The following is a 22,150-nucleotide window of genomic DNA, read 5'->3' on the forward strand; positions in this document are numbered from 1 at the left end:
GGATAACTATTCACGTGATACATATGATACCATATTTTGAACAGTATGTTTATTGAATGATTGATAAATCAATTATCGCTTTTTCATTCCGAGCATACTCATAACAAGTTGTGTTATTTGCCTAAAAAACTGTCTAACTAGTTGTCGAAAGAGCGTATTTTTAGATAATTTATTCAACACTTCTGAGGCATATTCAGAATTCGTTTTATCTGGTTGTGATGGGACGTCGGTGGTTTTATTGGCTTGTTTTGGAGCGCTTAATAGATCCTTTGCTGATTGTCGAACGGTACGTTGTTTATATTTAGTACATAGTGAGGAGGTTGAAACGACTTGCAATAGTTCCTGTTGAGTTAATACACCCATTCTGGATAAGGGGGGACGTATCATGCATTGAATAAGTGGAGTAGGTTGACCTTTGCCATCTAAACTACTCAGCAAAGCCTCTCCAATTCCTAGGGAGGTTAATAACTTCTCAGTATTATAGTAGGTGGACTCAGGGAAATTTTGTGCCACAAGCTTCATTGCCTTCCTGTCTTTAGCTGTAAATGCACGGAGGGAGTGTTGTATTTTAAGTCCTAGCTGACCTAAAACGCTGTCAGGGATATCATTAGGTGTTTGCGTGCAAAATATCAGACCAATCCCCTTTGATCGAATTAGTTTAACCATGGTATCCATTAAGTTAAGCAATGCTTTACTTGCCTCATTAAACATTAAATGTGCTTCATCAATAAATAAGATCAACTTGGGCTTTTCTGGATCACCTAGTTCAGGCATGTTTCGATATACATCAGTCAACAGTTTAAGCATGAATGAAGAGAAAACCTTGGGTTTATCCTGCATATTGTCTAGTCTAAGAATGGAGATAACTCCAAGCCCATCTGGGGTAATTTTAATAAGATCTTGGACATTAAAGGCCGGTTCACCAAAAATCTGATTTCCTCCCTGAGCTTCTAACTCAATGATTTTACGAATAATTGTCCCAACAGTTGCTCCTGATAAAGCTCCAAAATTGCCTTCAATTTTAGCTTGTCCATCTTCTGTTTGAGCATATTGCAACAAGCTTTTAAAATCAGACAGCTCGATTAGGGGTAACTGCTCTTGTTTTGCAAACTCAAATAGAATAGTAACAACTCCTGATTGAGTATCATTCAGATCCAGCATGCGAGAAAACAAGATTGCTCCAAAATCGCTGATCGTTGCACGAGTTGGTGCGCCAGCTTCGTTTTCACTTAATGTTAAAAACTCAACAGGAAACCCCCGTGGTGCATAAGTTAATTGCAGCGATTCACAGCGTTTAAGGAGTCCTTCATTGGATTGTCCAGGCATTGCCAAGCCAGAAATATCTCCTTTAATATCCATGATAAAGCAAGATACTCCTGCAAGGGAGAGTTGTTCACTTAGAACTTGGATGGTTTTTGTTTTTCCACTTCCTGTCGCTCCAGCTATTAATCCATGGCGATTAAAAGACTTTAAAACTAAATTTACTGGTGAATTTTCTAGTAGGTGTCCATCCAGAAGGATGCCTCCTAGTTGAATAGTAGGAAGTGTATTTGTTTGATAAGGGATTTGGAGATCTTCATGCATGGCGTAAATCCTTTTGATCATATCATTTGAGTATATCTGATTTTGAGCGATTTTTTATAGAATTATCTTTTGTGTATGCTGAATAATAAATGCCTCCCTCAAGGCTGAGGAATCGAGTCATTTTAAAAAAGGAGGCATTTATACCAAAGGTTGGGTGCTTCGCCGAATGGCGCTGCCTTAAGCGGTGGGATTCGGTTCATCTATACGGCTCGCATCGGTCCGCTTGCTGACGCGCGCGGCTCGGTTCCTTCTTTGCTGTCTGAATCAAATCCTAGTCACAGCAGGGAGTGAACCGAGCCGCGCGCGTCAGCAAGCGGATATTTTTGATTCACATACCATCATGATTTGAATGTAGACATCAGAAATAACGAGTAAGCTTCTACGAACTACAAATATCAGTTAAAGTTTTCCATAACTCACCGTGAGTTAATGGAAATCAATAATAAGGACAGCCAACTATGAAACGATATCATAAAATCATCTTACTGTTTATAGTCGCCTTGGTATCGCAATCCCTGACATTCGCAGGGCCTATCGACTTTTACAAACAACTTCAGTTAAAAAAGAAACGAGGTAACTCAGTATCAATAACTACTAAACAGTTCTATTTCAAACAATACATTGATCATCAAAATCCAGCTAAAGGCACTTATAAACAACGCTATTTTATTGATGAATCGTATGGTCCAAAGACTTCTTCTCCCATTTTTTTCTATATTTGCGGTGAAGGGGCTTGTAGTAAGGATGATTTGGATGGCGCTATTCGCTATTATGCCAAAAAATTTCACGCTAAATTGGTTGCGTTAGAGCATCGTTATTACGGAAAAAGTATCCCGCTCCCAACGTTATCTTCAAACGATCTACGTTATCTAACCACAGATCTTGCGCTTGCTGATTTAGCTCATTTTCAAAAAGCAATCACTCAAAAGAAGCACTGGACTGGCTCCTGGGTTGCATTCGGTGGCTCTTATCCAGGTTCATTAGCAGCTTATTATCGTTTGAGATTTCCTGAGTTAGTGGTTGGTGCCTTGGCTTCATCTGCGCCTGTCATGGCTAAAGAAGACTTCTTTGAATATGATCGGCATGTTGCAAAAGTAGCTGGACCACGTTGCTTAAGTTTAATGAAAGAGGTTGTTGGTGAGATTGAAGAGTCTATTTCAGATAAGAGAAAATTCAATAAAATCAGAGCTAAATTCGATGCTAAGGCTATAGAAAACCCACTGGATTTTGTTTATTTAGTCGCTGATGTTGCAGCAGAGGCTATTCAATATGGAAAAAGAGATAAATTCTGTAAATTGTTAGAACACTCTCCAACTGCTTTAGAGGGATATGCGAGCTATGCAAAAGAGCTGTTTGAAGAGTTAGAGACGGATGCCGTTGGATTTTCTCCGCAAGGGTGGATGAGTGAGGATCCTAAAGATTATGATAGTTCTCATGTAGGGGTAAGACAATGGTACTATCAATCTTGTACAGAGTATGGTTATTGGCAAAATGCTAATCCTAATTCAGACCAATCCGCACGTTCTTCGTTAATTAATTTGGATTACCATCATGAAGTATGTAAGCGATTGTTTAATATTGATAAGCCAGCAAACGTAGAGCTGATTAATCAATCATTTTACTATCCCTTATTCGATGAATCTGTTTCTAATATTTATTTTACAAATGGGGATCAAGATCCGTGGTCAGTCTTGTCACTTATTGATGCAAATGGTAATACAAACAATCTTAATTTAAGTTATTACTTAATTGAAGGTGCATCACATTGCGTCGACTTGTCAGAGCCTAATAAGGCTGATTCAAAATCATTGTTTTTAGCAAGAATGAAAATGGAGAAACTGTTAAAAGAGTGGTTGTAAGGCATATTTACTCCCTCACGACTGAGGAATCGACTCAAATTATAGTGCCCCCACCAATCTATTCTCTGATGGTCAGTAAGCGTAGGTCGGGCGCTTTTCCGAATGGCGCTGCCTTAAGCAGAGTCATTCGTGAAAGCGGATAGTTTCATATCCGCTTGCTGACGCGCGCGGCTCGGTTCACTCCCTGCTGTGATTAGGATTTGATTCAGACAACAAAGAAGAAACCGAGCCGCGCGCGTCAGCAAGCGGACCGATGAGGGCCAAATAGAAGAATCTAATGACACCGCTTAAAGCAGCGCCATTCGGCGAAGCATCCGGCCTTGGGTATAAATGCCTCTTTTTAAAAAATAAGTCGATTCCTCAGCCCTCACGGTCGCGGTTTATTCAGAACTTTAACCGAACCGCAACCGTGAGGGAGCGGAAAATATTTAACCATTTTTAGTGTTAAACACCTTCTCAACAGTCGGTCTAATGGATAATGTACTGTAATGGTTTACCCCATTTTCAACACTGGCAGGTACTAATTCACCATTTAAAACAAAAGCCCAGGTTTGTTTAGAACCTAAGTATTGGTCTCCATGTTCAGTCCATTCATCACCGGAACCTCTACCATGATCAGTCGAGACAATGATCAAGGTCTCATCATAGATTGACAACTCTTTAAGCGTGGAAAATAGAGCGTCTAATAGTTTGTCGTAGTAGCCTATCATTTTTAAGTAAGCAGGACGATTTCCGGCATGAGCGAAGTCATCTGCTTCGCCGAGTGATAGGTACATAAATTTAGGTTTGTATTTTTTAAGATAGTGCAATGCATGAGCATAGCTGTATTTGTCAAGACGCTCATCTGGGCGATCATAATTTATCGATTGTAGCTTATTGATGATTTGCATGGTAATGTCAGGTAAAGATGTATAAGGATCTCTCATAGGTTCAATACCACTGCTCGAAGTAATCGTTCCTTTATTCATTTCAACCCCATTAGCCATTTTATCCCAGCAAGAAATAGTGACTACATCCGCAGGATGAAAATGAAGCGAATTAACCAGATATTCAGGGAAAGTCTCTATTTGCACTGGGCCGCAGTCGTTATTTTGGCAATCAGTTACTTTACCAGACATCTGGCTTTGGTAGGATGGTAAACTGATAGGCGTTGAGGCAACTTCCATTGTGTGTTCAGTTTGTTGTAAGCCACCATATATTTTGGCTTCAGAGGCGTATTTATTCCAAAAAATGGGCATGTTTTGTTTTTGATTTAAAACATCTTGCCAGCGAATTCCATCAAGTGTGATATACAGTACTCGTTTGATGGGGCTTGCTTTTGATAAGTTGTCTTGAGCTGAGGCATACAAAGAAAACACAGATAAAAACAGAGTCAGAATTGATTTAAATTTCATTGTAGTTAACGTCCTTCATTAAAAAATCGTCCTTATACTGAGCAATAAACTTTAGCTGAAGTAGAGAAGCTTGTCTCTTGGAAAAAGTATGACTTTAACTTTAAGCTAAAAAACTCCCCCCTGCAAAAGACACTCTAAAATCAATAGGATATTTGCAGGAGAGTATGGTTTAGGTGAAAAAGATTCCTGGATTACTCAATTTTTTTTAAACTGCACCAAAATATCGGCGTCCATACCCGGAGAAACAGTTAATGTTCCCTTAGCATTTCCGGATTCGTTGGTAAAATTACCGGTAATATTTCCATAATCCGTTTTGATTGTTACAACACTATTATTGCAAGTACCTTTTAGAGTCTCAGTATGATGCTCAGGGCATATTACAGTGCCTGAATCCTTGTCTGCATTGATGAGCAATGTGAAGTTCCCCTGACCATCTAATGCACTAATAGTTCCTTTTCCATGGTATTTACATGTGCCAAGAAGCCAGTTATATGCGCTACCTTGACCTGACCAATCACCAGTGATGTTTTCGCAAGAATTGTTGTTTGCTAAAGTTACAATGATCTGAGCGTGGCTTGAACTTGCACACAGGATTAGAGAGCTCATGATCAACTTCATACTTCTGTTCATACATTTCCTTATTGTCAATATCGAATTCATAATGGCTAGATTTGAAAATATAATTTCTATATCTTGCTTAAATCCATGCGCTTGGGAACTTTGTACTGAATTATCCTGCATGTCAATTGTTTTTTTGAGCTTAAATTTTAGAAGAATTTCTAAATAATTCCCTGCCGTCATCCTTCTTTAGTCCAGTAAAAATTGCGCCAGAAAAGACAGTTAAACAGGCTAAAGCGATAAATGTATTATGAAATAAAGTTAAGGTAAGTGATGAGTGGGTAGGGTTTGAATACGTAAAAACAGTAACTAATAAAGCCGCTATAGCAACACCAAAGCTTTGAGATAATTGTTGAGTTGTTGTCATGATGCTAGTTGCTGCACTAATGTCAGGATCATCTATCCTGGCATAGGCTAAAGAGTTCATTCCAGTGTATTGTAAAGCGATAAAAAAACCATAAATAAATGTCAATACACTGATTTCATAAATTGAAGTGGTGGAGTTGATTGTTGAAAACGACCATAAGCAAATCCCAACAATGCAAGTATTCCAAATCAATAGGGTTTTGTGCCCTAGTAATTGTAATATCTTAAAAGACATTGGTTTAACTAAAAAGACACCAATTGCCATAGGGGCAAGTAGTAACCCGGATAATCGCGGTGAATAGCCAAGAATTATTTGGAAGAATAATGGCAATAAGAAAGGGGCTCCTCCAAAACTTAAACGTGCTAATAGGTTACCGAGTACTGAGATTCTAAATGTTCTTGTTTTGAGTAAATTGATTTTAACAATTGGGTTTGCTCTGTTTTGGGAGTGTTTTGCATAAGCGAATAAAAGCAAGGCTGAAAAGATAAGAATGATGATTGATTCGGTTAGTCCTGCTCTAGACTCACTAAACATGGATAAACCCAGGGTTAAGGAGGCTAAGCCTGTACCAAACAGCACAAATCCTGATTTATCAAGAGGTGGCACATGATTGGGTTGTATATCGGGAAGCGTTTTCAGGGCTAATAATACAGTTAAAATTCCAACTGGGATATTGACCCAGAATATCCAACGCCAGGAAAAGTGAACTGTTATAATTCCACCTAGTAGTGGTCCTAAGAGTAAGCCTAATGAAGCGACCATCACCACGACACTCATTTTTGAGATTATCTCATGTCGTTCGCTGGTCTTTAAAATGATCATTCTTCCAATGGGCATTGATAATGAGCCCCCTAGACCTTGAATGACTCTTGCGAAGATGAGCTCCCATAAACTCTGAGTTAAACCGCACCATATAGAACTTAGAGTGAATAGGATAAGCGCTCCAATGAATACCTTCTTTATACCGTATTTGTCCGCTATCCAACCACTAATCGGTATAAAGACCGCCAAACTGAGTAAATAGCTAATTAATGCGAGTTTAAGATCAATAGGATTTACATTAAAACTTTGAGCCATCACTGGTATAGCGGTATTGATGATGGTTGTATCCATTGCTTCCATAAACATCGCACAAGAAACAACAAAAATGATGCCGTTCGGTCTCATAAATGACTCAATAAAGGTTGCATTTCATGACAAAAGAAAGAGAACTGTGATATTCTTTCACACCCTGTATCCCTACGTGTAATTGGTTCATTAAGTGATCACTCGTACTATTAAATTATAATGAATCATTAGAATTTAACATGAGTATGCACTAAATAATATTTTTGAGTGTAATTTATGAGAAGAGAGAAGGTAAAGATTAATCGAGATCCCCAGACTGGAGAAATTGTCAATTTAAGCCATGATGGTAAAGGAGTAGCTCGAGTTGATGGTAAAGCTACCTTTATTCAAGGAGCATTGCCTGGAGAAATTGTTGAGTTTCAATATCTTCGAGTTAAGAAAGATTTTGATGAAGGAAAATTGCTGTCTATCACTAAACCCTCAACACTTAGGGTTGAACCAAAATGTCCTCACTTTCAACTTTGTGGGGGGTGTTCGCTACAACATTTAGATGAAAAGGAACAAATCCGATTTAAAGAACATCATTTGATGGATTTACTCAATCGCTATGGGCATACCCAACCGTTATCTGTGCTCCCTGCATTAACGTGTAGCCCATGGAATTACCGAAATAAAGCAAGGTTAAGCACAAGGTATGTAGAAAAGAAACAAGTAGCGATGGTAGGCTTCAGAGAGCGAAATAATCCTCGATATATCACTGATATTAATCAATGTCCTATATTAAATAGCAAAGTAGATAAGGATATACCGTACTTAAGAGCCCTTATCAATGCTATGGAGGATAGGCATTGTATAGCTCAAATTGAACTGGCTGCAGGTGATGATGATGTAGCCCTTATATTTCGAAACTTGTCCTCATTAAGTAAGAACGATGAATTACTCTTATGTCAATTTGGAGAGTCTCGGAATTACAGAATTTTTTTGCAACCATCAGGTCCAGACTCTGTGTATTGCATTTATCCTTTGCAACAAGGAGATTACCTAACTTATCAATTGCCAGAGTATGGAATATCCTTTCAATTTCACCCTAATGATTTTACACAAGTGAACTCAGAGCTTAATCGTAAAATGGTTAAGCAAGCCTTAGAGCTAATGGAGCTAAAACACTCTGATAACGTGCTAGACTTATTTTGTGGGCTTGGTAATTTTTCACTCCCATTGGCGAAAAATTGCTCCATGGTGGTGGGTGTAGAAGGAAGTAAAACAATGGTTGAGCGCGCTTATATGAATGCAAGTGCTAACCAAATACACAATGTTGATTTTTACGCAGCGAATCTTGATGACCCTAATGAAGTCAGAGGTGTCATGAAAAAAACGTACGATAAGGTTTTACTGGATCCCCCGAGATCAGGTGCTTTAGAAATTGTTCATCAAATGGATTCCATTAATCCAGAACGTATAGTATATGTATCATGTAATCCAATTACTTTAGCAAGGGACACAGACGTCTTGGTTCATCAAAAAGGGTATCAGTTGATTTCTGCAGGTGTCATGGACATGTTTCCTCACACGGCTCATGTAGAGTCAATTGCCTTGTTTCAAAAAGGATAATTGTTATGGTACGAGTAAAAGATACTACTCCGTTGACTTCGGATGGTAGTATCGACGTTGAGATGTGGTTGCATCAATTAAGTAGTAAAGGATATTTAAATAACCTTGATCTCATTCGTAATGCATGTACCTTGAGTCAGCTAGCGGGTCAAGATCATGCCACTGAGACAGGACAAACTTGTTTGCAACAAGGATTGTCTATGGCAGATCTTTTAGCAGATTTAGAAGTTGATCAAGAAACCCTTGCAGCTGCTATTATTTTTGAAAATGTTCACTATGCGGATCTATCTATAGACGATGTTGAGGAGCAACTAGGCCACAACATTGCTAAGTTGGTTAAGGGCATAGAAAGAATGAGTGCAATGAATAACTTAAAAGCGCTCAATAAATATCCCCAAAATAAAAATCAAGTTGATAATATTCGTAAAATGCTCCTAGCCATGGTCGATGATGTGAGAGTCGTTCTGATTAAACTAGCAGAGCGTTTATGCATCCTCAGAACCGCGGGTCATTTATCCGAAAAAGTGCAAAAGCAGTTGGCAAAGGAAGTCATGGACATCTACGCTCCTTTAGCAAATCGTTTAGGTATTGGGGCAATGAAATGGGAAATGGAGGATTTAGCGTTCCGCTATTTACATCCTGATGAATATAAATCCATAGCAAAGGGTCTAAAAGCAAAGCGTCTTGAAAGAGACCAATTTGTTAACATGATTGTTGAGCAACTTGAACACCTTATTAAAGAAAGCGGTGCTCAGCATTTTGCGGTTTACGGTAGATCCAAACATATCCATAGTATTTATAAAAAAATGACAAGAAAAAACGTGTCATTGGATGAAATATACGATGCAACAGCTGTCCGTGTTCTTGTTGATACTGATGTGCAATGTTATGAAGTACTAGGCATGGTGCATACACTTTGGCAACAAATTCCGGCAGAGTTTGATGATTACATCATTAATCCCAAACCCAATGGTTATCAATCTTTACATACGGCTGTTGTTGGACCAGAAGGTCGTGTATTTGAGGTACAAATTAGAACATTCCATATGCATGATTTGGCTGAAATGGGTGTTGCTGCACATTGGAAATACAAAGAAGGTGGATTGCAGCAAAAAGAAAGCCATGAGCGAAAAATTGAATGGCTGCGTGATGTATTGGCATGGCACCAAGAGATGGCTACCAATAAAGGAGTTTCAGAGGAATTAACCACCGAATTTCTTGAAGACAGAGTTTACGTTTTCACTCCTGATGGAGATGTGCTTGACTTACCGCATGGAGTAACACCATTGGATTTTGCTTATCATGTCCATAGTCAGTTAGGGCATCGTTGTCGTGGAAGCAAGGTAAATCGTCATATCGTACCTCTAACCTACCAATTGAAGACTGGTGATCAAGTTGAAATTCTGACAGGTAAAGAGGTCAAACCTTCTAGGGACTGGATTAACCCGCATCTGAATTACTTAAAAACAGCAAGAGCTAAGGCAAAGGTTTTGCATTGGTTTAAAATGCAAGATTATGAAAACAATGTTCAAGAAGGAAAAGAAATTCTTGAGAAGGAATTAAAGTCATTGGGCGTTAAAACGGATAAGCTTATCGAAGTATGCACAGCCTTTAACTTTAAGAAACTTGAGGATTTGTACGCAAATTTAGGGCGAGGTGACATTAAGATAGGGCAAATCATCAATAAGATTGCTCCTCCTGATGTTGCTGAACAAAACATCCAAAAATTAATTAGACAGCAACATAAACCAGAGGTCACTGGGAGTGATTTGCGTATTGAAGGGGTAGGGAATCTATTAACCTTTATCGCTCGATGCTGCCAACCAGTTCCTGGGGATGATATTGTTGGATACATCACAATAGGCAGAGGCGTTTCAGTTCATCGTAAGGATTGCCCCAACATTATCCACTCCACTGAAAAGCAAAAAAGACGTTTTATTCAGGTGAATTGGGGTAGCACAACTAGAGAGAATTACATCGTTGATGTGTTAATTAAAGCGTTTGATCGCTCTGAATTATTAAAAGACGTCACATCTTTGTTATCGAACGAAAAAGCCCATGTTTTTGCTTTGCAAACCCAAAGTGATAAACACGATAATATGGCGTATATTTCACTTACAGTTGAAATTGATGGTTTAAACAGTTTGTCACGTTTATTGAATAAGCTCGAGCAAATTCCTAATGTATTGGAGGCTAGGAGGCAGTTGTAAGAAGTGTTATTTTTTCGCTCCCTTACGGTCAAGGCTTGGATTTAGCACTGAACAAACCGAGCCGCGACCGTAAGGGAGTGGATAAGCTGCCCATATAAAACTCTATATAACAAACCCAGCTACAACCGAACGCTTCTCACTGAGTAATACATTATAAGTTCTACACGCTGAACCTAAAGACATGCACTCAACACCAATCCGTAACTGAGATAGCTTGCTTAGGTATTGAATTGGCAATAATTTACCCGTATTGGTATGACCAATGACAATAATTTCGGGTTTAGATCTCAACAGCAAATCAATAAATTCGTCATTGATATCCAGTATATCTTGGATATTGATATCAGTAATTATAGATTCGCTTGAAACGATGAGACTGTTCTCATAAACAATGGAATTGATCTGAATTTTATTGTTAGTGTATGCTTGCACAGCGTGTCTATCAGCAGATTCTAGACTGATTTGCATGGTATTCAATGTATCTTTAAGTTATAGTGAGTTGTATTATACCATAGAGGTTCGAATTATGAGTCAATTTCCCCGCATTAAACGCTTACCCCCTTATGTTTTTAATACGATTAATCAACTTAAGACAGAGGCACGAGCGCGAGGCGAGGATATTATTGATTTTGGCATGGGAAATCCTGATCAACCGACACCTAAGCATATTGTAGATAAATTGGTTGAAGTTGCTCAAAGACCTGACACCCATCGATACTCCATGTCCAAGGGAATACCTAGATTGCGTCGTGCAATGGCAAGATGGTATCAACGACATTATAATATTGAGTTAAATACAGAAACCCAGGTACTTGCTACAATAGGTTCTAAGGAAGGCTTAGCCCACTTAGCATTGGCAATATCAGGTCCTGGAGATACCATTTTAGTACCAGATCCTGCATACCCCATTCATACTTATGGATTTATAATAGCTGGTGCCAATGTAAAACAAATTCCTCTAATCGATGAAGAGCAGTTTTTATTAGCAGTAGAAGACGCTATCAACAGAACTTGGCCAAAACCTAAAGCGCTAGTCATTAACTTTCCAGCAAACCCAAGTACTCATTGTGTTGATTATGGGTTTTTTGAACGTGTCGTTGCTTTGGCAAAAAAAAATAACCTGTGGATCATTCATGATTTAGCGTATGCCGATATCGTATTTGATGGATATAAAGCACCTTCGATATTACAAGTTCCTGGAGCAATCGACATTGCAATTGAAACTTATTCCATGTCTAAGTCTTATAATATGCCGGGTTGGAGGGTTGGTTTTGCGTGTGGAAATGAGGAGCTGGTTGCTGCATTAGCCAGAATTAAATCCTATTTAGATTATGGAACATTCACTCCTATTCAGGTAGCTGCTATAGCCGCTTTAGAAGGATCTGATGATTGTGTAATAGAAATTCGGGATCGTTACGAAAGACGAAGGAATTTGTTGTGTGATGGATTAAATGAGATAGGATGGGAAGTGACCAGGCCAAAGGGAACTATGTTTGTATGGGCTCCAATTCCCTTGCACTATAAATCCATGGGTTCCTTGGAGTTTAGTAAATATTTATTAAAGGAGGCGCTAGTAGCGGTTTCACCAGGAATAGGATTTGGTGCCCAAGGTGATGCTTATGTGCGCTTTGGATTAATTGAAAATAAAGACAGAATCAGACAAGCCTTAAGAAGTTTAAAAGCCTTATTTAGAAAGGATGGTCTATTAAAGGCAGGTTAACAATGGATGTTATTATTAATCAAAGTTTAGCCACGATTCCCGAACAGGTTGAGACTATTCCTTCCTATCAAAAGGTGGAACTAAATCTACTTGCCAGCTGTGGGTATAACATGGATCAACCACCACTGGCCGATGTTTATCGATCTATCCATGATTTACAGGGTGATTGGATACTATTAAGCCCTATATATTGGGAGGCTTCTCATAATGATGCATTGATAGTTTCTGCTGAAGATGGTTTGCCATGCAGTGAAGAGGAGTTTCAGCAATTGTTCCAATGGTATTCAGATTTTTTAGCTGAAGAAAGCAATACCCTCTATTTTCATAATCCAGTAACTTGGTTATTAAACGTCAACAATAAGCCCCCCTTATATTCTAAACCTTTGTATCAAATGCTCCATCAGTCAATGATGCCCGAACTGTCTAAGCTTGATACGACAATGTACTGGCAAAAGTTTTTTACTGAGTGCCAAATGTTTTTTGCGTCTACGGTGAATAAGACACTAATAAATGGCGTTTGGTTTTGGGGGAATGGCAAACTGAATGCAAAATTGAATTTACCCATTTGTGCAGATGCAGAATTATTTTCTCTTGCAAGAGCAGTATCGAAGAACGTTTCGTTGTATGATCCATCTGTTTCATTGGATAAATTTAGAGTTCTACTTTTAACTCAAATCGATCGAATAACTCAAACACATAAAGATGAACTAAGTAAAATGCCCATTTCATGGTATTGGAACAATTCGGCTTATAAGAATAAAAGTTCCAATTGGTTCTCACGTCTATGGAGATCTTGGACCCATGCTTATTAAACGACGGCAACTACCAGACTCAATAGTAAATCTGCAAGGCTTGCCCGATGTATTAAATCGTATATTTATAGCGCGTGGTATTACCGAAGCATCTCAGTTGGACAAACAACTCAAGGCACTGTTGCCTTTCAATCTTTTAAAAGGGATTTCAGAAGCTAGTTTACGTCTTGAGCAAGCCTTGCGTTCGCATCAGCGTATTTTGATCATAGGCGATTTCGATGCAGATGGTGCTACTTCTACTGCTTTAGGAATAACTGCTTTAAGAGCGCTAGGAGCAAAACATGTCGAATATTTGGTTCCAAACCGCTTTGAATTTGGGTATGGGCTTACCCCAGCGATAGTTGATGTTGCTAGCAAGTGGAAACCCGATTTAATTATTACTGTCGACAATGGGATTGCAAGCTTTGAGGGAGTAGAAAGAGCTAACCAATTAGGTATCGATGTTCTGATAACAGATCATCATCTTCCAGCTGAATCTTTACCTCGGGCATGTGCTATTGTCAATCCCAATCAGCCTGGTTGTGAGTTTCCCAGTAAGTCAATTGCAGGAGTCGGAGTTATTTTCTATGTCATGCTGGCTTTGAGAAGACAACTTGCTTCAAGTAACTGGTTTGAGGAAATGAATATTGCTGAACCGAATATGGCTAGTTTTCTAGATTTGGTTGCTTTAGGAACTGTCGCTGATGTTGTTGGCCTCGATCAGAATAATCGTATTATGGTGAATCAAGGTATGCAGCGAATCAAGCAGGGCTTGTGTAGAGAAGGAATAAGAGCTTTAGCAGAAATTTCTGGAAGAGACTTGACGCGCTTACGAGAAACTGATCTTGGCTTTGCTATAGCTCCGCGCTTAAACGCTGCAGGACGATTAGACGATATGTCTCTCGGAATTGAGTGCTTGATCACCTCCAATCCCCAACAGGCAAGAGATTTTTGTCAGCAGCTGGATGAGTTAAACCAAGAACGTAAATCAATAGAAACAGAGATGAAGCAACAAGCGATGGAGGCTTTAGAGAAGTTATCCGTCATTGCTGAAAATAAAAAGTTACCGGTTGCTTTATGCTTGCATGACAAAACTTGGCATCAGGGAGTAATTGGTATTTTAGCTGGGCGAATGAAAGAACGATTTCATCGTCCTGTGATTGCATTTGCTTCTGTGAGCGATGAAGAACTTAAAGGTTCTGCAAGATCCGTTTCAGGATTAAACATTAGAGATGTTCTTGCTGCTATTGATAAGGACAAGCCAGGCTTAATTACCAAGTTCGGTGGCCATGCCATGGCAGCAGGCTTAAGTATTAGGCCAGAGGTTTTGGGTGAGTTTAGAGAAGCTTTACTTAACGAAGTGCAAAAATATTTAGATGTTTCTCAATGTGAAGGGGAAATTCTCACTGATGGTCCGCTACATTTACAAGAGTTCACTATAGAAACGGCTAAACTCATTCAGGAAGCTGGGCCGTGGGGGCAATCTTTTGCTGAACCAGTGTTTGATAATGTGTTTGAAATTATTGATCAGCGACTGGTAGGCAAACATCACTTAAAACTAACTCTCATTCCGGAGCAAGGGCAAGAGACCATAGATGCCATTGCATTTAATGTTGATGTAAATCTTTGGCCAAACCATCGTATAAAGCATGTGCATGTGGCTTATAAACTGGATATCAACTATTATCAAGGACGAAGCAAACTACAGTTGCTTGTGCAGGCTTTGAATAGTGTCACCTAGATAAGTTAGAATACATCCAAAGACTCCATCATGGTCACAGAATAAACAATTATTTTTGTGTAAATCTCAGTCAGTAAGTTATAATGTAATTTTTAAAATACAATTTATCGTGAACTCTATTTTGCTTTCAAAACTTGCTATTGCTCCAATGATTGATTGGACTAATAGCCCATTTCGTACCTTTATGCGCTATTTAGCCCCTAAAGCTTTACTGTATACAGAAATGCAAACTGTAGGAGCAATAAAAAATAACCCTGCTCGCGCTTTGTATTATTTACCCATTGAACATCCGATTGCTATTCAATTGGGCGGCTCAGATAAAAGTTCTCTAGCGGATTGTGCAGAAATAGCAGCACAAGCGGGGTATGATGAAATCAATTTAAATCTTGGTTGTCCAAGTGATAAAGTCCAAGCAGGTCAGTTTGGAGCCTGCTTAATGAAGGAGCCTTTAAAAGTAGCGGAATGCATTCGAGAAATGAAACGTCGAGCCCATATCCCTGTGACTGCAAAAACAAGAATTGGGATTGATAATGACGACAGTTATGAACATTTCAGAGCGTTTGCGCTCACTTTAATAGAAGCTGGTTGTGATAAACTCATCGTACATTCAAGAAAAGCTTGGCTTAATGGCTTAAATCCAAAACAAAACCGCACCATTCCACCTGTAAATTACGATTATGTGTATCAATTAAAAGCTGAAATCCCACATGTCCCAATAGTCATTAACGGAAATATCCTAACCGTTGAAGACGTTAAAACACATATGCAATATGTTGATGGAGTTATGGTGGGGCGCTTGGCTTGTGATAATCCATACTCTCTTACGACTCTGCACCAGTTTTTATATCCAAGTGTCCCTATCATGAGTCGAGAAGAGCTTTTTAGACATTATTTTGAACATTTAAAAGCTGAATACCTAAAGGGGATGTCTTTAAGCCTTTTAGCCAAACCATTATTTAATATTGTCCATGGGATGCCTGGAGCAAGGCAATGGAAAGGTCAACTTTCAAAATGTGTTCAGTCTAAATGCATTGAAGGAATCGCTCATTTAAGCACAGCATTACCATAGTCTACACAACCTAGATCGCAAAAATATACTACATTTAGAGTAATAATTGACTTTTAAAATGTATTATCAGCGGTGTAAGCTAATGCCTAATCCCATATATGAAGTATTGCAAAGCATGCTTCTCGATGACAGGCTTCTCTATGATGAAGAGTATGCTTCTGAAAAACTACCTTGTGGCTTAACAAACCTCCAGTTTGCAGCTGTTCTTCTGCTAACAGAATATGAATTACCTTCTAGGTTCAAACAAAAGCTTCAGATAGACCCTGCATTTATGGAGAAACGTAGAAGTAAAATTGTATCTCGTTTTATTCAGGATGCTAGCGGCAATCTTGAGCTCAATGAACTGGTGAGTAATCTTGCTCAGTCATTATTTATAGGAGCTGAGTTGGATTTAACAAAAGAATTAATGCTGAATAAAAAGGACTTCGCACATAAGGAGTTAGCAGAGTGTTTGCGGCAGCAGTTAATTCAACTTAAGAAGTATACCTATCATTCGCGTCATCATCAGGAATGGGAGGGTATTCATGATAAAATTAGAGCAAGTAAGCAATCTCCTGGAACTCTTAGGTTGAGCTTAAGTGATTATTCACATGTGAGTGATGCAGCTAAAGCGAATGACTATCTGGGGAATATTGATGACATGATAGATGCAGCATTAAGGCATTCTACAACCATCAATTACTCTCCTGCTGAACAGTTTGTTTTAAGCACCTATAGATATGCATACAGTTTAAGCAGTTACCAATTCAGGCTTGAGGAGGATTGTCGTCGTGAAATGGCTAAAAAAAATGAGCCATTATTGTATGTCGCTATCAAGACTTTTCCAAGAAATCCGATGGGAAATCAAGAGCCTCTATTAAACACTATGTTTGGAAATACAATTAAACAGATTGCAGGAGGCATGCACGCCTCTGTTTTAACTAATTTTGGGAGTAAAGAATTAAGGGAAGTTCATATTCTAATGTCTGGTCCATTTAATGATTCTGTCAACGTTGACTCAATACTGCGCAACGATGTATTTGAAGTGGATCTTATGGCTATGATCACTGATTCCATGAAAGAACTATTAAGTGAGAAATATGGTTCTCAGTGGCAATCCTTTGTTCAAACAAAGTTTAGAGAAGTTCAACAAAACGTGTATGCTGACGCACTCGTACAATATGCACATATCAGGGCGATACAACCGAAGAGTTACCAGCAACTAAAATCTGGGATTGTGGGACATTTGTTTGGAAGAAATACCTTTTTTGCAAGCACCACACGAAGAAACGAAGAGTTAAGAGCACAAAAATTATATAATGCAGATAATCCGGGGCAACAAACCGAAATGTTATGTTCTGAATTTGTATGCTTAACTTTAAATACTGTATTCAATCAATTAAATCATTTCTTTCAAAATGAACTAAATACTGATCAAGTTGTAGTAAGATCTTTTTTACCAGAAACAGAAATTACCGATTACGTGACGCCAGCAAGACTAATAGAACTTATAACTCAGAGCGGATGTGCAAGAAAGGTATCATTAAGTGAAGTGGTCGATGCACATATTAAGCTTGATGGAGATTCGAACAATGCACCCGTATAAAATGGAGTTAATCCATACAATTATTGATGAGATCAAACTCCTCTGCAGTAATGAGTATGTCAATGAAAGCGCTTCAATTCAGTCGCCATTACGATTAACCGATGAACAGCTGCAGGATCTTATTTTTAAAATTGTAATTAGTCTACCTGATAAACTTATCTATTTATCGGATGAGAGGCAAATCAGATATTATGTTAAGTTGATTGCAAGTGAATTTGTATTGTTTCAGGTCAATGAGGATCTAGCTAATCCTAGCTATCCAATCCTCTTCTCCAATTTTATTAATGAGTTAAATAGTCACTTAATCAAAAAAAGTCCCCTTCGATGATCAAATAGCAGCACATTTAGTTGAGTAATTCTAAAACTGCTTGTTTAAAAATTAGGGTATGTTTATCAATGTCATCGGTGGTAGTAGAGGGACTCATTAACGCCATATTATGAAACGGTGTTAATAATACTCCACGATTGAGTGCATAAAGATGCATGAGTTGATCCATTGCAAAATCACTGTGTATGGCTGCTTCTCCACCATTTTTGGCTGGGTTTTTCTGAAATATATATTCTGCTCTACAGCCGAGTTGAGTTACGTGCCAAGGAAGATCAAACTCTTGAATGATGCTCGAAACACCTTCTGTGAAATAACTAGCTAGCGGAATCATTGTACTAAATGCTTGTTCCGTCAAAACATGCTCTAAAGTGGCTTTCATTGCAACAAGTGATAGAGCATTTCCAGCAAGAGTTCCTCCTATTCCTCCTGTATCACAGGTAGACACTTGAATTTTATGTTCTAAAGCTTTGGAAAACTCCATACTAAATCCATAGACTGCAGCTGGTATACCACTTCCAATTGGTTTACCTAGAGTGAGAATATCAGGTTCAAGATCGTATGCTTTTGTATATCCGCCTGGACCGGAGCAAATGGTATGTGTTTCATCAATAATTAAGTAAGTACCGTATTTTCTTGTAAGTTCCCTTAGGGATTTATGAAACCCGGGCTCAGGATGAACAATACCAATATTAGTTAATGCGGGTTCAGTAATTACACAGGCCACATCACGTTGAGAAAGTGCCCTCTCTAGGTTTTCAATATCATTGAATTCGACAACTTTTGTAGTGAGTGCTGGATTGAATGCTGGACCTATATTGCCATGCCTTGAAACGACTACCCCGTCCTTTAATACAGCGAATGTTTCATCAACACTGCCGTGGTAACAGTAATTAAAGCATAAGATTTTGGGTCTTTGTGTGGTCAGTCTAGCTAGCCTAATGGAAAAGCGATTGGCATCTGTTGCAGTTAAAGCAAATTGCCAAAAGGGTAAACCAAATCGTTTTTGCAACTCCTCTCCTAACCAGATAGCATTCTCATTAGGTAGCATCGTTGTAAATCCAATATCTAACTTGTTTGCTAATGCACTCACAACAGTTTTAGGTGAATGACCGGTCATTGCGCCAGTATCACCTAAACAAAGATCGATGTATTGATGACCATCAACATCTATAAAATGGGATTCATTAGCCTCAGTGATGAATAAGGGAAATCCTCCTGGCCACTTAGCCATCCAATTCATAGGGACACCACCAAACAGTGATTTCTTTGCCCGTTGAAATAACTTTGCAGATTCAGGGTGGGTTTTAATAAATGAAGCTTTTTCTCTTTCAATTAATTGATTTAATTTATCTCGATTCATCGTATGCATCCTCATTCTGATGAATGACTATTCCAACTCTTTTTGGTGATTAGCATACTATGGCATAACTGCTACTATTAGCAAAATAATATATCAAACGGTTGATGGTTGGATTCACTGTAATTATTGAGCTACGATTATAGAATACGATTCATTTTCTAGGAGGTTACGTTCCAAGGGAATATTATGGAACGGATTTCCTACGTATTTATCTCAGGAATACTCTTAATCACTCTAGGATTGTTAGACATTTGTGGATGGCCTTTTTATCCATTAATTTCCGAAAAAGCGTCTGAATTTATTGATGATCATCAAGATAAACACTACACATCCAATTCAAAAGCAGTGCAGAAGGGGGCATTGAGTCTCTAGTTAAATCAAATTGCTAATGGGAACCTCGCTTAAGGGAGAATAAAGCTGTTCATCAAGCTTTATTAAATCAGCTAGACGTTCTTGCACTGATTTTGATACTGCATTTGATTTCAGTGTCCCTTCTGAAGTTAATTTTTGCAAATCTCCAACCGTTAAATACTCAGGGCTATAAGCTTCTGTGATGGTGCAATACTCGAATAGTTCCTCTGTTTTGGGGTTTTTTACGATCAGTTGATACATGTATACGGCAGCAATTGTTTCACTGGTTTGCATTTTTTCTCTTGCAAACTTAGGCAATTCAGTAGTTCCAATAAAATCATCCTTTTTAACCAATTCAAATCCATCATCCCTAATTGTTTGGCCTATTGTAGCACCCTTGTGTATTTTATCATGAGTAGATTTAAACCACTCAGGAATAGGTGAAGAAAAATGAACTACAGCGCAAGTGCGCATTAGTCCATTTGCATGTAAGTTAGAGACTCGTAGATTTCCCTTTTGCAATAAGATGTCCACCCCATAATCCTTAAATAGGAATTGAATTCGCTGGCTATTTAGCATCTTTTGCATTGCTTGAAGCGTATCTGTACTCCTAGAAGGTTTATTTTGGTCAAGTTTAGAAGTTTTGGATGGCTCAAAGAAAGTCTTCACTGTAGTGCTTGATATAGAGAGCTTTGAAAACATAACGATTAGGCATAATATTGAAATGAGGGCAGTATAGCTAAATACTCTCAAGCGTACTAGATGAAAAAATAAGCGTTTGTGCAAAGTCTCTGTCCCCATTTTCTAAACACTAAAAGATTGTTTAAAAAGTCGCGGTTTTCTACTTCATTGTTTAATCTTGTTTAGGCAGTGCGACATATAAAGTACCAGCATGATTCAGCTGATTTGCTTCTATACCTGCTTGATCACCTTCACCTTTATAGACATCGACGTGGGCTCCCATAATGGCCCCACCAGTATCTTGAGCGACACACCAGGATGTGGTTTTTTTGCAGTTATAGAGAATATTCATACCAACCGGAATTACTTTATGATCCGTTGCGCATGAAGCATGAGGGGTCAACGTAATATTTTCCGATCCATAGGGGCCTCCATCTTCTTTGGCAAAAAAAACATAGCTTTGATCACGATTTCGCAAGTCCTCGGCTTTAGCGCGGTTAAGTGGGTTATCTAGATATTGACGAATTTGCTTTTCTGAAGCAGCACTTTGTCTAATTTGTTTGGATACATTGCAACGTAATTTTTCTTCATCATGGCATTTAGGATCTTTAGCGCATTTTTCCATTGTATCCAGGTTGCCACCACAAGTTGGGTCTTGTGCGCATTGAACTATACGTCCTAACATTGTCCGTGGTCTTCCATTGTAACCATCGTAATTGATATGAACTAATTTGCCATCTATATTTAATGAACCTGAGCCTTCAAGCATTAAAAAAGAGGGGTCATTTGGGTCTTTAACATAGCCAATAATGAATTTTGGATCTAAAGCACCTCGCTCTATTTCCTCTCTATCCGGTACAATCGAATAGGATCCGTTTGGATTTTTCATACAAAATCCACGCATCATTTTAGTGAGTGGATCGACTCCACATGGGGGTGATTTTAAATGATATTTTTTCATTTCCGCAGAGGCATTTACAACCCCTGGGTTTCCATAAATAGGATATAAAAATTCTCCTTGACGTTTGCTGCTAGCCTCAACAGCAGCTGGAGCGTAATAGGCGGTGAATTGAAATTCACCTTTTTTGAATCCAGCATGATTTTCAGGCCAACCGTCACTTTTATACCAGTTAAATTCACTTTTAATGCTTGAGATGTATTTTTGAAAATCACCACCAGCAGCTTTTGCAAGATTAAGCATTTTACTATTGGCTTTTTGACACCAGTCCTGTCGCTTGTAGCTATGTCCAGCGATCATTATTGTTTGATACTCACCTCGGTAGTTGTTGCAATTATGAAGTTGATTGTTTAAAGCGATGATAACTTCTTCCATATTACCTACGACCTTATAGAGCGGTAGTTCAGATGGAGAAACTTTATGGAATCTAAAACGCATAATTCCAGGCTCTTTGGCAGCCATTTTTTGCCTGGAAGTAAAGTCTACAAAACGCCTAACATCTAGGCAGCGCTGTATTGGATCATTTGGTAGGACTGCTTGAGCAATTATACTGTTAGTGAGAAGTAAGATCAGTAAAGCTGATTTATACATAGTCATCCTTTAAATTTAGGTATGTTAAGACCTTGCCCAATCATTGATTAATCAGTACTACGAAGATTATATAGTGAATTAGTCTCTCTTCAAAGAGACAAAAGGGTTATGTTTTATGTCTGTCAAATTTAACTTATTATGGATAAGTGTGTGAACCTCAAGGTATATTGAAAAGTTCGTTTCTATACATGCTAACTCACTCTATGCTGATGTGGGGTTTACGCTTGCTATGTTTGGGCAAGCGTAATAGTTAATTAAAGATAA

General features: G+C 38.5%; 18 protein-coding genes. 10 read left to right on the top strand and 8 right to left on the bottom strand.

The window, feature by feature from the left end; genetic code table 11:
• Positions 1–72: 72 nt before the first annotated feature.
• On the bottom strand, positions 73–1,584 hold the full coding sequence (locus Lwal_RS09385) for a helicase HerA-like domain-containing protein (protein WP_058480541.1): 1,512 nt from the start codon (positions 1,582–1,584) through the stop codon (positions 73–75).
• A 458-nt stretch (positions 1,585–2,042) separates the two neighbouring features.
• On the opposite strand from Lwal_RS09385, the gene Lwal_RS09390 reads away from it, so the two are divergent.
• Positions 2,043–3,443 carry a S28 family serine protease gene (locus tag Lwal_RS09390; protein ID WP_058480542.1) on the top strand — a complete coding sequence of 467 codons (1,401 nt, stop codon included), beginning with the start codon at positions 2,043–2,045 and terminating at the stop codon, positions 3,441–3,443.
• Between the two features lie 428 nt (positions 3,444–3,871).
• Here Lwal_RS09390 and Lwal_RS09395 read toward each other — a convergent pair whose 3' ends face one another.
• The 3 genes from Lwal_RS09395 to Lwal_RS09405 form a co-directional block, all read right to left on the bottom strand.
• Entirely contained in the window at positions 3,872–4,837 is a 966-nt protein-coding gene (locus Lwal_RS09395; RefSeq protein WP_058480543.1) for an alkaline phosphatase family protein, read from the bottom strand.
• A gap of 195 nt (positions 4,838–5,032) precedes the next feature.
• Entirely contained in the window at positions 5,033–5,467 is a 435-nt protein-coding gene (locus tag Lwal_RS09400) for a hypothetical protein (protein WP_133141223.1), read from the bottom strand.
• Between the two features lie 130 nt (positions 5,468–5,597).
• Positions 5,598–6,989: a DHA2 family efflux MFS transporter permease subunit gene (locus Lwal_RS09405; protein ID WP_058480544.1), complete on the bottom strand. Its 1,392-nt coding sequence runs from the start codon at positions 6,987–6,989 to the stop codon at positions 5,598–5,600.
• Positions 6,990–7,166: 177 nt separating this feature from the next.
• On the opposite strand from Lwal_RS09405, the gene rlmD reads away from it, so the two are divergent.
• Entirely contained in the window at positions 7,167–8,501 is a 1,335-nt protein-coding gene (gene rlmD, locus Lwal_RS09410) for a 23S rRNA (uracil(1939)-C(5))-methyltransferase RlmD (RefSeq protein WP_058480545.1), read from the top strand.
• Between the two features lie 5 nt (positions 8,502–8,506).
• A complete protein-coding gene (relA, locus tag Lwal_RS09415) occupies positions 8,507–10,711 on the top strand; it encodes a GTP diphosphokinase (RefSeq protein ID WP_058480546.1) in 2,205 nt (734 codons plus the stop codon).
• 102 nt (positions 10,712–10,813) lie between these two features.
• Here relA and Lwal_RS09420 read toward each other — a convergent pair whose 3' ends face one another.
• On the bottom strand, positions 10,814–11,179 hold the full coding sequence (locus tag Lwal_RS09420; RefSeq protein WP_058480547.1) for an Mth938-like domain-containing protein: 366 nt from the start codon (positions 11,177–11,179) through the stop codon (positions 10,814–10,816).
• Positions 11,180–11,237: 58 nt separating this feature from the next.
• On the opposite strand from Lwal_RS09420, the gene alaC reads away from it, so the two are divergent.
• The 6 genes from alaC to Lwal_RS09450 all read left to right on the top strand — a co-directional run bounded on the left by alaC (position 11,238) and on the right by Lwal_RS09450 (position 17,945).
• Positions 11,238–12,431, top strand: a complete 1,194-nt coding sequence (gene alaC / locus Lwal_RS09425) for an alanine transaminase (RefSeq protein WP_058480548.1) — start codon at positions 11,238–11,240, stop codon at positions 12,429–12,431.
• A gap of 2 nt (positions 12,432–12,433) precedes the next feature.
• Positions 12,434–13,243, top strand: coding sequence for a hypothetical protein (locus tag Lwal_RS09430; protein WP_058480549.1), 810 nt, complete (start codon positions 12,434–12,436; stop codon positions 13,241–13,243).
• A complete protein-coding gene (gene recJ / locus Lwal_RS09435; protein WP_058480550.1) occupies positions 13,233–14,963 on the top strand; it encodes a single-stranded-DNA-specific exonuclease RecJ in 1,731 nt (576 codons plus the stop codon). Before Lwal_RS09430 ends, recJ begins: the two co-directional genes overlap by 11 nt.
• Positions 14,964–15,069: 106 nt before the next feature.
• The gene (dusA, locus tag Lwal_RS09440; protein WP_083500078.1) at positions 15,070–16,032 is read left to right on the top strand and encodes a tRNA dihydrouridine(20/20a) synthase DusA; all 963 of its coding nucleotides are present in this window, start codon (positions 15,070–15,072) and stop codon (positions 16,030–16,032) included.
• An 82-nt stretch (positions 16,033–16,114) separates the two neighbouring features.
• A complete protein-coding gene (locus Lwal_RS09445; protein WP_058480552.1) occupies positions 16,115–17,617 on the top strand; it encodes a hypothetical protein in 1,503 nt (500 codons plus the stop codon).
• Positions 17,604–17,945 (top strand): hypothetical protein, encoded by a 342-nt coding sequence (locus Lwal_RS09450; RefSeq protein WP_133141224.1) that lies wholly within the window; start codon positions 17,604–17,606, stop codon positions 17,943–17,945. Before Lwal_RS09445 ends, Lwal_RS09450 begins: the two co-directional genes overlap by 14 nt.
• 16 nt (positions 17,946–17,961) lie before the next feature.
• Here the strand turns inward: Lwal_RS09450 and Lwal_RS09455 are convergent, their stop codons facing one another.
• Entirely contained in the window at positions 17,962–19,305 is a 1,344-nt protein-coding gene (locus Lwal_RS09455; protein WP_193787227.1) for an aspartate aminotransferase family protein, read from the bottom strand.
• A gap of 186 nt (positions 19,306–19,491) precedes the next feature.
• On the opposite strand from Lwal_RS09455, the gene Lwal_RS09460 reads away from it, so the two are divergent.
• Entirely contained in the window at positions 19,492–19,677 is a 186-nt protein-coding gene (locus Lwal_RS09460) for a hypothetical protein (RefSeq protein WP_058480555.1), read from the top strand.
• Here Lwal_RS09460 and Lwal_RS09465 read toward each other — a convergent pair whose 3' ends face one another.
• Positions 19,678–20,190, bottom strand: a complete 513-nt coding sequence (locus tag Lwal_RS09465; protein WP_133141225.1) for a hypothetical protein — start codon at positions 20,188–20,190, stop codon at positions 19,678–19,680. It abuts the gene before it with no gap.
• A gap of 319 nt (positions 20,191–20,509) precedes the next feature.
• Complete coding sequence (locus Lwal_RS09470) at positions 20,510–21,886, bottom strand: MltA domain-containing protein (protein WP_058480557.1); 1,377 nt, start codon at positions 21,884–21,886, stop codon at positions 20,510–20,512.
• Positions 21,887–22,150 lie beyond the last annotated feature (264 nt).

Origin of the sequence: Legionella waltersii (assembly GCF_001468085.1) — a bacterium.
GTDB classification, from domain to species: Bacteria; Pseudomonadota; Gammaproteobacteria; order Legionellales; family Legionellaceae; genus Legionella; species Legionella waltersii.